This is a genomic window from Paraburkholderia sp. JPY419, assembly GCF_050435705.1.
Classification (GTDB): domain Bacteria; phylum Pseudomonadota; class Gammaproteobacteria; order Burkholderiales; family Burkholderiaceae; genus Paraburkholderia; species Paraburkholderia youngii.
The window spans coordinates 709,003-722,145 of record NZ_JBNDKV010000004.1 but is presented as its reverse complement, the minus strand read 5'-3'; the positions used below and the strand labels follow the sequence as shown (position 1 = coordinate 722,145).

Below are 13,143 nucleotides of genomic sequence, written 5' to 3'. Positions count from 1 at the left end.
CTCATGTTCGGAAAACTAACTCTCGATGCGATTCCGTATCACGAGCCCATCATCGTCACGGCGGGCGCCGGCATGGCCCTCGCCGCACTGGCGGTGCTCGGCGGAATCACGTATTTCGGCAAATGGCGCTACCTGTGGAGCGAATGGCTGACGTCCGTCGATCATAAGAAGATCGGTGTCATGTACATCGTCGTCGCGTTCATCATGCTGTTGCGCGGCTTTGCCGACGCAATCATGATGCGTATGCAACTGGCGCTGTCGTACCTGAGCCCAGGCTATCTGCCGCCGCATCACTACGACCAGATCTTCACCGCGCACGGCGTCATCATGATCTTCTTCATGGCGATGACGTTCATGATCGGTTTGATGAACATCATCGTGCCGCTGCAGATCGGCGCGCGCGACGTCGCTTTCCCGTTCATCAACTCGCTGAGCTTCTGGCTGACGGCAGTCAGCGCGATCCTGATCAACATTTCGCTGGTGGTTGGTGAATTTGCACAGACGGGCTGGCTCGCTTATCCGCCGTTGTCGGAATTGCAGTTCAGTCCAGGTGTCGGCGTCGATTACTACCTGTGGAGTCTGCAGATCTCCGGTGTCGGCACGTTGCTGACTGGTGTGAACTTCTTCGTGACCATCGTGAAGATGCGCGCTCCGGGCATGTCGTGGATGAAGATGCCGGTGTTCACGTGGACCTCGTTGTGCGCGAACGTGCTGATCATGGCGTCGTTCCCGATCCTGACCGTCACGCTCGCGCTGCTCGGTCTCGACCGTTACCTCGGCATGCACTTCTTCACGAACGAAGCCGGCGGCAACGCGATGCTGTACCTGAACCTGATCTGGGCATGGGGTCACCCCGAGGTGTACATCCTGGTCCTGCCGGCGTTCGGTATTTTCTCGGAAGTCGTCGCGACCTTCGCGAAGAAGCCGCTGTTCGGCTACAAGACGATGGTCTGGGCGACCTGCGCGATCATGGTGCTGTCGTTTCTCGTGTGGCTGCATCACTTCTTCACGATGGGTTCGGGCGCGGACGTGAACGCGTTCTTCGGCATCGCGACGATGGTGATCTCGATTCCGACCGGCGTTAAGGTGTTCAACTGGCTGTTTACGATCTACAAGGGCCGTCTGCAATTCACGACGCCGGTTCTGTGGACGATCGGCTTCATCATCACTTTCACGATCGGCGGTATGACCGGCGTGATGCTGGCGATCCCGGGCGCGGACTTCATGCTGCACAACAGCCTGTTCCTGATCGCTCACTTCCACAACGTGATTATCGGTGGCGTGCTGTTCGGCTATCTGGCCGGCTTCAACTACTGGTTCCCGAAGGCGTTCGGCTTCAAACTGAATGAGAAGCTCGGCAAGGCCGCGTTCTGGTTCTGGCAGATTGGTTTTTGGGTCGCATTCACGCCGCTGTATGTGCTCGGCTTCATGGGCGCGACTCGTCGTCTGAACCACTACGACAACCCGAACTGGCATCCGTGGATGATCATCGCCGCGTTCGGCGCGGTGCTGATCGCAATCGGTATCGCTTGCCAGCTGCTGCAACTGGTCGTCAGCATCCGCGATCGCAACAAGATGGAAAACCGCGACCTCACGGGCGATCCGTGGGACGGTCATACGCTGGAATGGGCGACGAGCTCGCCGCCGCCGGTTTATAACTTCGCGCACATCCCGGACGTCCGCTCGCTCGACGCGTTCACCGAAATGAAGTCGCGCAAGGGGGGTGTCAAAGTGCCGGCGTATCGCGACATTCACATGCCGTCGAATACGTCCGCGGGTCTGCTGGTGGGGCTGTTCTCGCTGGTGCTCGGATTTGCAGCCGTGTGGCACATCTGGTGGCTTGCGATAGTTGGCCTGGTTGGCACGATCGCCACCGTGATCGTGTACAGCTTCATGGACAACGACGGCTATTACATTCCGGCCGACACTGTCGCGCTGATTGAAGAGAAACGCAACGGCGGTGCTGGCGCCGTGGCCGGTGTCGGCGCAAGCGTCGGCAAGCAGGTCGCGCTGGAGGTGGACTGATGTTACAGAAGACTATTGCGGTTGAGCCGCATCTCGCGCCGGACCACGTGCCGTCGCACTCGGTGTTCGGCTTTTGGGTGTACCTGATGACCGACTGCATCATCTTCGCGGCACTGTTCGCAGTGTTCGCGGTGATGAGCCAGCAGTTCGCGGGTGGTCCGAGCGGTAAGGACCTGTTCGAGATCCCCGGCGTCGCGCTCGAAACGACGATGCTGCTGCTCTCGAGTATCACCTACGGCTTTGCGATGCTCGGCGCGCACAAGAACCGCAAGGGCGCGCTGCTCGGCTGGCTCGGCGTGACTTTCCTGCTGGGTCTCTCGTTCCTCGTACTGGAATTGCGCGAGTTCTCGCACATGATCGCCGAAGGCGCGGGTCCGAGCCGCAGCGCGTTCCTGTCGTCGTTCTTCACGCTGGTCGGCACGCACGGTCTGCACGTGACGTTCGGCCTGATCTGGATGGTGGTGCTGGCGCTGCAGGTAATGCGTCATCGCGACCTGACCGAACGCGACATGATCCGTCTGACGTGCCTGAGCCTTTTCTGGCACTTCCTCGACGTCGTGTGGATCGGCGTTTTCACCTTTGTCTATCTTGCGAGCGTGATCTAAATGGACCATAGCCATAGCGCCCATGGCGCACACTCGGAAGGCGGTCACGGCAGCTTCGGCAGCTACATGACGGGCTTCGTGCTCTCCGTCATTCTGACCGTCGCGGCATTCGCGATCGTAATGACCGGTACGTTGACGGGCCAGAGCGCGTTGTTCGCGATCGCAGGCCTCGCGGTCGTGCAGATCCTCGTGCATCTGGTGTTCTTCCTGCATATGAACGCGTCGTCATCGCAGCGCTGGAACGTGACGGCGTTTGTGTTCACCGTGCTGACCGCGGTTATCGTGGTCGGCGGCACGTTGTGGGTGATGCATAACGTCAGTATGAACATGATGTCGCGCTAAGCGGATAACGCCTTAGCGTTAGCCTCGATAAAAAAGCCCCTCAAGATTGAAATCTTGCGGGGCTTTTGCTTTGTTTGGACGGATTGCTTTTTGCTGTGCTCGTGGCGCGCGGAATACGAAAACGTCATCGATATGCAGGAGCGATGCGAATCGCCAAAGGCCGTCGCAATAGGGCAATCGCGGTCCACGTTCGCCCGTATCTACCCCGAGACGCTTGCTAATTCTCCAACGGACCACCAGGTTGAAGACACAAGTCGAAACATAACAACATGAATTTTGGACGTGTTCCACTCTCTATTTCCTACGCGCATTTGGTCTTACGATCGGCGCTATGGACATTAGATTCGAGATGATCTATTGGTCAATTCGAGCCTATTGATTTCATTGAGAAAACTTTAGAGTGGCGCTCTGGATTCCTTTGCTCACTACGTGTGAGCGGCGGCCGTAAGGTTTGGAAGGAAGGAATTCTAGAGATTCCGTCTTGAGAGTCGGAAGAGGTTCGTCGCTGATTCGATCGGTAATTCCCATGTGAAAATCTGCGGCAGATCCTCAGGTACAATGCAGCCGGCCTAATTGAGTAGGCGGTCGTTGACTCCTAGGCGGCCGGTCTTGCGTCAAGCCATACAGTTTCGGTCTCGCATATTCCACAACTTTTGCTATCGCATGAATTCGATTACAACGGAACAGGATCCTGTGTTCTCCTCGCTTGCAGTAGCGACCGAGGAGCGCCCGGACGCGCCAAATACCGTGACAAATGCGCGATCCTTAGATACAGCCCAGCACTTCTGGCGCAAAGACGAGAACCGTTTAATGCTGCGCGACATGATTCTGGACGAGCGGAGCAGAATCAAAGCGATCGAAAGCCGATATCGCGCAATCGCGGATGCGGCAGCGGCCGAAGTGGCGACAATGCGCGAAACATCTGCGCAGTCCATCGCAGGGCCACGTCGTTCATGGACGCGATTCCTGCATCCTCTGACCAAGCACTTGAAGCGAGTCATGCCGTCGGTTCAGTTAGAAAGCGCTCCACTGCCGCCGGTGACGCCTCCCGAGGCTGGCCGTCCTATCGAAATTGACTATAGCGTCAAGGTTCCGTTTCAGTTTCCGACGTTGAAACAGTTGAAAACGGATCGCGTCGCCGCAGTCCTCCATTTGTTTTATCCGGAACTCGCGCCAGAGTTCCGTGTGTATCTGAACAACATCCCGCTCGATGTCGATGTGTATATATCGACTTGTGATTCATTCTCGGCCGAATTAATCCAGAACGCTTTCAAGGGCTGGGCGAAAGGTACGGTCGAAGTTCGGGTTGTCCCAAATCGAGGTCGCGACATCGCGCCAAAATTGCTTGCATTCAAGCCCGTTTTTGAGCGGTACGACTTTATTCTATGTCTGCATGGGAAGCGTTCGCATCATGCAAGTGCATTGGCTCAATGGCGTCATTTCCTTCTCGAAAGCCTTTGCGGTTCGGCCGAAGTCGTCAGCAGTGTTCTTTACGCATTCGAGCATGATCCCAACCTCGGCATGATTGCTGCGCAGCATTTTGAAACGATGCGGCATTGGACCAACTGGGGAGGCAACTTCGACGGCGCGCAGAAGCTTGCAAACCGTCTCGGTTTCGGTATAGACAAATCGACACCACTGGATTTCCCATCGGGTTCGATGTTTTGGACGCGGGCGGCAGCCCTGAAAAATCTGGTCGAGTTGAATCTGAGCTTTGACGATTTTCCGGCTGAAGCTAATCAGACCGACGCCACGCTCGCGCATTCCATCGAGCGGCTTTTCTTCTACGCTTGCGAGCATGCAGGTTTCCATTGGATGAAAATCGCGCGGCCAGAGCTGTATGATAAAACGCCAGCAATGATTGCCATCGCTTCTGCTCCCGATTTAAAAGCATTTGCCAATCATTACGTCTTTCGTCTTCTTGACCCAAAGGGTGTCAAGATCCGCGCTGTTCGGCCTACGCCGATCGCTGAGCCGCCTCGACGATTAGCTGACGTCATTCAGCAACGAGCTCTCGGTTTGCCTTTCAAAATTCCGCATGACACAAAAATCGCGATTGGCATCGTTACCTATAACAATGACCGGGCGGAACTTCAGCGTGCGATCGAAGCGGCTCGTATCTCTCTGTCAGAGGCGGGCTTGCCGGTGGAGAACAATCTCTACCTGCTCGATAACGGTAACTCGACCGAACATTACGATCTGGACCGCAGCTTCCTGACACGCTTGCAATCCGAGGGAAATGTCGGCTTTGGCGCCGGTCACAATAGGTTGATGCGGGCGGCTTTCAAAGACGATGCGGATATTTATATTTGCCTTAACCCTGATGGAATTTTGCATCCGGACGCGATTGGCAGCCTGGTTAAAGCTGTATTGGCAGCAGACGGAAGATCATTGGTCGAAGCACTTCAATTTCCATCCGAACACCCCAAGCCCTACGATCCCCTGACACTTGAAACTCCTTGGGTTTCGGGTGCATGCCTGGCAATTTCCCGGACGTGCTTCGAGGAATTGGGCGGATTCGATGACAGCTTCTTTATGTATTGCGAAGATGTCGACCTCTCGTGGCGTGCCAGAGCGCTTGGTTTCAGTCTGAAAACTTGTCCGCAAGCACTCTTCCTTCATCGTGTCACCAATCGCAAGATGAGCGTATCGACGGTGGAAATGATCTACACATCTGCTTGCTTGCTGGCCAGGAAGTGGCGTGGCGCGGAGTTTGAGCAGTGGGTGCAGAGCGAAATGGATGGCTTGGGGAAGCAGTTACCCCAGCATTACCCAGAGCCTGTTCCCGTCGAGTGGAGCAAGATCGCCGATTTCACCGCACATACAAGCTTCGCGAAACCGCGTTGGTAAAACCATGATTGAAAATCAAGTCGACTGTATCGTTAGGCTTCACGACGTCAAGCGCCTCAAAGAGCTTGAACGTTGCGTTTTCTCGCTGGTCGGACAAACCTATCGTCCACTCAATATCATTGTCACGTTACAGAGGTTCTCGCCTTCTGATATTGCGCAGGTAGAGGCATCGCTCGCGCGCTTGCTGAAGATGCACGATGCCCCGTCGCTGAAAATAGTGAATTTCACTGCGGAAGAACCTAAAGATGCCCGAACAGAACTGTTGAATCTGGGCCTATCCAACGCAACCGGTCAGTACGTCGCTTTTCTTGACTACGATGATGTCTTGTATCCGGAAGCTTACAGTCTTCTGGTCGGCCAGTTGAAGGCCAGCAACGCCGCGATCGTCTTCTCATCTGTCAGAGTGGTCCACGCCGATGTATCCCCGCAATTTATCGTGGCTGCACGCGCGGACTCCAAGGTTTTTCCTGGCGAAGGTCTCGAGGACCTTTTTGTGGCCAACTTCTGCCCAATTCACTCCTATCTGATCGATAGATCGATTGCTTCTGCAGAACTCTATTTCGATACTCTGCTGACTTGGGAGGAAGATTACGATCTTCTGCTGCGCGTTACGGCCGCGTATCCTTCAGATTTCAAATTGGTTGGGACCATCGTCGGTGACTATTACATCAAATCCGATCTGAGCAATTCGACGGGCGTTACCGGGGCGGAAGGCAAGCTCAGTGGGGACCGCTTGCGCGAATACGAACAGGTCGCCGCGTTGATCGAGGCCCGACGCAGAATTACCCGACTCAGTGAGACCGTAAAGAACAAGCTTGGTTTGCAAAACAAAGCTGGGAATCTGACAATCCGAAATGCCCTGAGAGAATTGGGAGTAGACGAGGTATTCGCTGAGTCCGTCGCCTCCGGCTCCGTCGATAAGCCGAAAGTCGAGATCGCAGGCGCGGCACCGATTCATCCCAACGACGACGTGTTCGAGGGTTCCTTAGCCCACTACGAGTCGGTCGGTTCGCAGATGGCGGAATTTGTGCAGCGGGCTGCCAACTTGTCCGGTGTCAAAGACCCGACAATCCTTGAGCTTCCCTGTGGTTACGGACGCGCCACCCGGCATCTCGTCAAGAAATACAAGGCGTCTGATGTCCATGTTGCCGATATCGTGGCGCCCGCTGTCGACTTTTGCAGTTCGACCTTCGGCGTACACGGTCATCACATCGTTCGCCCACTGTTTGAATTTGCGTCAATCGAAAACGCAAGGTTCGACGTCGCTGCACTGGAGTCTTTCGTCACCCATCTTTCGCAGGCAGACGGCCCGATCGGCAATGAAGCATTTCTTCAGCAAGATCAGGTCTGGCGGTATTGGTGTCGTAACCACACACGGCGCGCGCTCGAGGGAACGTCTAAGCGAAACGGATTGCTATTCGGTAGGCGAGGAAGCGCGAGAACGCTTGCTTTCGTCTTACGACGCCGGAGAATACGCCTTTGTTGACTCTCAAACTACGAAATCGTCAGCAGCGAAAGTCGCCAGGGATCTCGGGGAACGTTACGGTGTTTCAATGATTCCAGAACGCTGGCTTCGGACTTTCTGCGAAGAGTTCAGACTGACGATCGTGGAACGTATCGTTGGTGGCTGGGACGACAACCAGGACGTTTACTTCATTCGCAAGTAACTGCTCGGCGTTGAATAATCGCGCCGCGCCGGCAAGCACGGCCGACTTCATGCGCCTAATGAACGGCGACGTCGAAGTCGTCATCGCCGACTGGCGAAAAGGAATGATTTTGGCGGTGCTGCTTGCGAGCCAGGTGCGGTGGACGTGAAGTTGACGGCTTGACATGCGCATGGGCTTCAAGGATTGCAAAACTTGTTTAATCTAGAACAGAAAAGAAACAAGACAGGGTGGCTGTCAGAGTACTGGCACCCGTCGCCGGAAGAGCGGTTCTGCCTGCCGAGTGCGATTTACTTCCTGTTGAAATTTAGAGCCGACCTTGCGCCTTTCGATGCGGACCGGTTGGACGATCGCGTAACGCTGTACTTCTGGTGGGAAATGACGGCGCGTGAGACGTACCCGGATTTCGATTGGGCGCTTCGTCAGGAAGATCTTGAATATCTGCATCAACTGGACAACAAGACGTTAATCGATCAGCATCCGGACGCAGTTACATTCTGGCTGGTCGCGGCGGCGCCGAGCGTGCTCGACACGAAGCAACTTGTCGAAACCTTGCTGGAACCGATTTCCTGGCCCGAAATGCTGGGGCCGATCGACGCGCCGCAGTCCGGCAACATACCGTTGCCGCGCTTTCTCGCGCTCATTACGACCGGGCGCCCCGATCTGCGCAGCGCCTTCGACCTGACTACGCTGACCGGACGGCTCGGTTGCCTGAACTGGTGGGCAGAGCATGGCCACCTCGAGTACAAGCGGATCACGTGGACACCGCCGCCGATCGGCGGCGGGCTGCTCGAACCCGCGCAGCCTTCCGTCAACGACGGGCCGCACGTGCCGCGCTTCCTGTCGCAGATCGTCGCGGAGCGGCAGGACCTCCAGACCGCGTTCGGTTCGCTGCAAACCTTTATTGGTCGGCTCGATTGCCTGTCGTGGTGGCTTGAACATGGTCAATCCCAATATCGCACGATCAAGTGGGTGCCGCCTGCTCTATCCGCGTCACTGTTCGAGATGGAATGGGGCGAGCATCCCGACAGTTTTCCACTGCCTCGTTTCCTACGCCTGATCGTCGAGGAGCGTACGGATCTTCAAGGGTTCTGCTCGTTGGAGAGCTTCATTGGACGCATCAAGTGCCTATCGTGGTGGGACAGCGACGGACAGCATGAGTATCGCGCCATCAAATGGTCGGCTGTCCGTATAGCTGAACTGCTGGTCAACCTCGACGACGAGCAGCATGCCGATGCCTCGTTGTTACCGCGCTTTCTCATTCTGATCGCGAACGAGCGCGCCGACGTACGCAGCGCATTCGACATGAACACGGAAGCGGGCCGCTCTCAACTCGTAAGCTGGTGGAACGAGTGGGCCAGAGTCGAATTTCCGTTGCTGGAATCGCTCAAGGTACGGCGGGTCGGGAGCACCAAAGAGGACAGCGATGACGACGAGCGCGAGCCGGCCCGCTACCTCGCGCGCATCGAAGGGGACGGCTATGAGCATGGCGTAAACGTGATTGGCTTCCCGCAAGGCGTGCTCGGCCTGGGCGAAGATGCCCGCATGGCGGCCCGCGTGCTGCAAATGTCGTCCACGCCCGTCACGCTGATCAACGCGCCGATGCAGGGGCCGGCGAGGCTTGATCACTCGGTCGATCACCTGCTGAGCGATGAGCTCAAATATCGCATCAGCCTGATTTGCCTGCCGGCGCCCGAAATGGTGCGCCTTGCGCTGGAAGGCGGCCGTAAATTGATCGACGCGCCGACGCACAAGATCGGCGCGTGGCCGTGGGAACTGCCTCATTGGCCGAGCGCATTCGGCAAGGTGCATCAGATGGTCGACGAGATCTGGGCGCAGAGCCGGTTTGTCCAGAGCGTCTATAGCCGGCTCGGCGACACGCCGGTCTACCAGATGCCAATGGCGGTCGAGGTACCGACGCCGGTCCAGCCGAAGCGCGAGCGCTTTGGGCTGCCGACCAACGAATTTCTGTTCTATCTGATGTTCGACGGCAACTCGTGGCTCAGCCGCAAGAACCCGCTTGCCGGCGTGCGGGCGTTCAAGCAGGCGTTTGGCAGCAGCTCGCCCGGCGTCGGGCTCGTCATCAAGGCGATGAACGTGCGCGACGACGATCCGGCGTGGCGCGCCGTGCTCGATCTGGCCGCGGGCGATAGCCGCATCCACATCGTGTCCGAGCGTCTGAGCCGCCAGGACTCGACCGACTTCATGGCCTGCTGCGACGCGTACATTTCGCTGCACCGTAGCGAAGGTTTTGGCCGTGTGATCGCCGAGGCGATGGCGTTGGGGCAGCCGGTCGTGGTCACGAATTTCTCGGGCAACGTCGATTTCTGCGAGCCCGACACCGCTTTCCTGGTGGATGGCGAACTCGTGCCGCTGCGCCCCGGCGACTACCTGTTCGCCGAAGGTCAGTACTGGTGCGATCCGGACGTATCGATCGCGGCGGAACAGCTCAAACGCATGATCGACGATGCGCCACTCCGTGAGCGCATCGCACTGTCGGGGAAGGCGCGCATCGAGCGCGACTACTCAGCTGAGGCAGTCGCACGCGCGTATGAGCGGCGGTTGAACGACATTGTGGAGGCGAAGAGGATTTGACGCGGAGGGCTCAAACGCGAGCGAGCACGACCGGACCCGGACGGCGTCTCACGCCATATGCCAACCTCGCTGCCACGTCCCGGCAGATCGTATCGTTTGCGCAGATCCCGCAATCTTGACTCTGAATCCCTCCTGCGCCTCCTCCGGTAACCGAACAGCAAAGCCACAACGCTCGGACGCATAGCCGGCGGCAGCCACATCCGGCCGCGGGTTGCCAGTCAGCGTCGTCGCAACCAGCTTTTCCCGTACCCATATTTCAATCGGTACGCATTTGTCCGGTACGCTCAGATTCACCGCCCAGCCGTGCACCATGTCGTCGTTCACTGCGTCCACGAAACCATCGAACAGGTCGCCGCATTCGCGGCGACGCGATTGCGCCAGCTCAATATATGCATCGATCGGAGAGAGATCAGCCGAAGTAGCGACCCCGCGCACCATATGTAGATGATTTTCGTCGAATCCGAACATGTTCGACTTGCCGGTATAAATATAGGGATTGTCGAGAGCATCGATCCGCCGCTGAATCTGGCGAACAGCTTCTATGGCCCGGGTATAGATAGCGCCGTACGACTCCCTTTCCCGTGCGATCTCATCGCACACATACTGGTACAACTCGTAGTCCAGGTGATTGTCTTCGACAAATTTTTCACGGGCTCGCTCGGATAGCGGCGAGCGCTCTTTGGGCACGCCTTCCGTCACATTGGTACGGATGAAGAACGGTAAACGCATTCCGGTTCTACCGCAAAGACGAAGCAGAAAATCGCTCATGTCTTCACAGAGACCGACCGTCGGGATATGTTGCCGGACGTTCTCAATCGCGATTTCGAGGCTTTCACGGTTCACGCGGCCATGACCGCTCAGCATATGCACGAACAGATTCTTGCCGCTGCACGATTCGCCCACCCAATCGTCCAGAGACAATTCACCGCCTTGCGCCAGCGCTTCAGCCTCGGAAACCGAAACTCCGCGCGCGACGCCCCCGTTTTTTCCATTACGCGCGAACCAGTAATGCGAGGTCTGCCGACTGAGCGGCTCGCGCAAAATACTGCAATATTCCAACGGCATCTTGAGGTCTCGATGAATGCCGATAGGATCATGACCGCCGCCGATTCCGCTTGCCAAAAATCGCTCTCGCGTTTTTTCCTGAGATACACCGCCCCATACGAAATTGATGAACTTATCGCTATCGAGATTAAGGTCAAAAAAGGAAATAACACTGGAACCGCCACATTTCGGCGGATGTATGAAGAACAGAGGTTTGCTCACGTAGATTATTGCTATGTGTTGGGTAGCCTCAATTTTAAATCCAATGGCGGGCCCGAGGTGTAACAACCAGTTGTGATATAAAGCCGCGCAGCCCCCGAAAAGGCTCGATGTACTGGTGAGCAACAAGCCCGCATAGGCGCTGTACCGGCGTCGCGGCTTCGCCGAATTGCCGCGCAGGGCACCGATCTCGGCGCGCCTGCCGCACGAGCTCGAACCGGTGCGAATAGAGTGGGTGGGGAAAGAATAACGGGCGCCGTAACAAAGACGGCCTGCAAGATGCGACGCAATCACGGGGCAGATGCCCGATGCAGTCGATTCATAAGACATAAACGAGGACCTGAAAACATGTACATCCATCCCGTAGTTCTTTGCGGCGGCAGCGGCACACGACTGTGGCCGATGTCGCGCGGCGGCTATCCGAAGCAGTACCTCGCACTGACAGGCGAACACACGCTGGTCCAGCAAACCGCGTTGCGCTTGCGCGGCATCGATGGTGTCACCGCGCCGATCGTCGTCACGAACAACGAGCAGCGTTTTCTTGTCGCCGAACAACTGCGCCAGGTCGACGTGGGGTCCGCAAACATCGTGCTGGAACCGGCAAGCCGCAACACTGCGCCGGCCATCGCGGTGGCCGCGTTGCTCGCACTGCGCGACACGTCGGACGCTTTGCTGCTCGTGCTGCCGTCCGATCATGTGATCGCGGGCGAGGCCGCATTCGTCAAGGCGGTCGAAGCGGCCGCGCAGATCGCGAAGGATGGACGTCTGGTCACATTCGGCATCACGCCGACCGAGCCGCATACCGGCTACGGCTACATTCGCGCGGGTGCGCCGCTGATCGACGGCACGCAGACGTTCGCGGTCGACTCGTTCGTCGAGAAGCCCGATGCCGCGACCGCTCGGCGCTTCATCGATGAGGGCCGCTACTACTGGAATAGCGGTATGTTCATGCTGAAGGCGTCGACGTATATGGACGAGCTGCGCCGCTACGAGCCGGAGATCGCGCGTCAGGCCGAGTTGTCGCTGCAGAACGCGCAGCAGGATTACGATTTCGTGCGTCTCGATGCCGAGTCGTTTGCCGCCTGCCCGAACATTTCCGTCGACAACGCGGTGATGGAGAAGACCCAGCGCGCGGCCGTCGTCGCGGTCGCCGACCTCGGCTGGAACGACATCGGTTCGTGGACTGCGCTCGCCGACATCGCCGAGCGCGATGCGCAGAACAACGCATTGATCGGCGACGTGCTGACCGACGCGGTCAGCAACTCGTATATTCGCGCCGAGCATCGGCTCGTGGCCGCCATTGGGCTCGAGAACGTCGTGATCGTCGAGACCGCGGACGCGGTGCTGGTCGCTAATCGTGACCAGGCGCAGAACGTGAAGAAGATCGTCGCGCAGCTCAATGCGATGGGGCGGCACGAGTCGGTCACGCATCGTCGCGTGGTGCGGCCTTGGGGTTCGTATGAGGGCATCGATAGCGGCGAGCGCTTCCAGGTCAAGCGCATCGTCGTCAATCCGGGCGCGCAGCTGAGTCTGCAGATGCATCATCATCGCGCCGAGCACTGGATCGTCGTGAAGGGCACCGCGCTCGTGACGAACGGCGACAGGGAAATCATGCTGACCGAGAACCAGTCGACCTATATTCCGCTCGGCGTTACTCACCGGCTGCTGAACCCCGGCAGGATTCCGCTCGAGTTGATCGAGGTGCAGTCGGGCGCGTATCTCGGTGAGGATGATATCGTGCGGTTCGAGGATACATACGGGCGCGTGGCGAAGGGTTAAAACCCGCGGAGTTTAGCCCC

Annotated in this window: 9 protein-coding genes; 7 read left to right on the top strand and 2 right to left on the bottom strand. The window is 57.6% G+C overall.

The genetic code is table 11. The features are described from left to right. The first annotated feature begins 3 nt into the window (after positions 1-3). From cyoB to QFZ91_RS31810, 5 genes are all read left to right on the top strand, one after another. Positions 4-2,025 (top strand): cytochrome o ubiquinol oxidase subunit I, encoded by a 2,022-nt coding sequence (gene cyoB, locus QFZ91_RS31830; RefSeq protein WP_429569622.1) that lies wholly within the window; start codon positions 4-6, stop codon positions 2,023-2,025. Beyond that, complete coding sequence (gene cyoC, locus QFZ91_RS31825; RefSeq protein WP_176381355.1) at positions 2,025-2,630, top strand: cytochrome o ubiquinol oxidase subunit III; 606 nt, start codon at positions 2,025-2,027, stop codon at positions 2,628-2,630. The genes cyoB and cyoC overlap by 1 nt, the downstream gene beginning before the upstream one ends. Beyond that, the gene (gene cyoD / locus QFZ91_RS31820; RefSeq protein ID WP_429569621.1) at positions 2,631-2,972 is read left to right on the top strand and encodes a cytochrome o ubiquinol oxidase subunit IV; all 342 of its coding nucleotides are present in this window, start codon (positions 2,631-2,633) and stop codon (positions 2,970-2,972) included. Positions 2,973-3,665: 693 nt separating this feature from the next. Then, the gene (locus QFZ91_RS31815) at positions 3,666-5,822 is read left to right on the top strand and encodes a rhamnan synthesis F family protein (protein WP_429569620.1); all 2,157 of its coding nucleotides are present in this window, start codon (positions 3,666-3,668) and stop codon (positions 5,820-5,822) included. Positions 5,823-5,826: 4 nt separating this feature from the next. Next, positions 5,827-7,308 carry a glycosyltransferase gene (locus QFZ91_RS31810; RefSeq protein WP_429569619.1) on the top strand — a complete coding sequence of 494 codons (1,482 nt, stop codon included), beginning with the start codon at positions 5,827-5,829 and terminating at the stop codon, positions 7,306-7,308. A gap of 64 nt (positions 7,309-7,372) precedes the next feature. On the opposite strand, the gene QFZ91_RS31805 is transcribed toward QFZ91_RS31810, so the two are convergent. Then, positions 7,373-7,654 carry a hypothetical protein gene (locus QFZ91_RS31805; protein WP_429569618.1) on the bottom strand — a complete coding sequence of 94 codons (282 nt, stop codon included), beginning with the start codon at positions 7,652-7,654 and terminating at the stop codon, positions 7,373-7,375. Between the two features lie 27 nt (positions 7,655-7,681). Here QFZ91_RS31805 and QFZ91_RS31800 point away from each other — a divergent pair, with 27 nt between their 5' ends. Then, positions 7,682-10,081, top strand: coding sequence for a glycosyltransferase family 4 protein (locus QFZ91_RS31800; protein WP_429569617.1), 2,400 nt, complete (start codon positions 7,682-7,684; stop codon positions 10,079-10,081). 48 nt (positions 10,082-10,129) lie between these two features. Here QFZ91_RS31800 and QFZ91_RS31795 read toward each other — a convergent pair whose 3' ends face one another. Continuing rightward, positions 10,130-11,674, bottom strand: coding sequence for a chondroitin 4-O-sulfotransferase (locus tag QFZ91_RS31795; protein WP_429569616.1), 1,545 nt, complete (start codon positions 11,672-11,674; stop codon positions 10,130-10,132). Positions 11,675-11,692: 18 nt separating this feature from the next. Here QFZ91_RS31795 and QFZ91_RS31790 point away from each other — a divergent pair, with 18 nt between their 5' ends. Further along, complete coding sequence (locus tag QFZ91_RS31790; RefSeq protein WP_429569615.1) at positions 11,693-13,123, top strand: mannose-1-phosphate guanylyltransferase/mannose-6-phosphate isomerase; 1,431 nt, start codon at positions 11,693-11,695, stop codon at positions 13,121-13,123. Positions 13,124-13,143 lie beyond the last annotated feature (20 nt).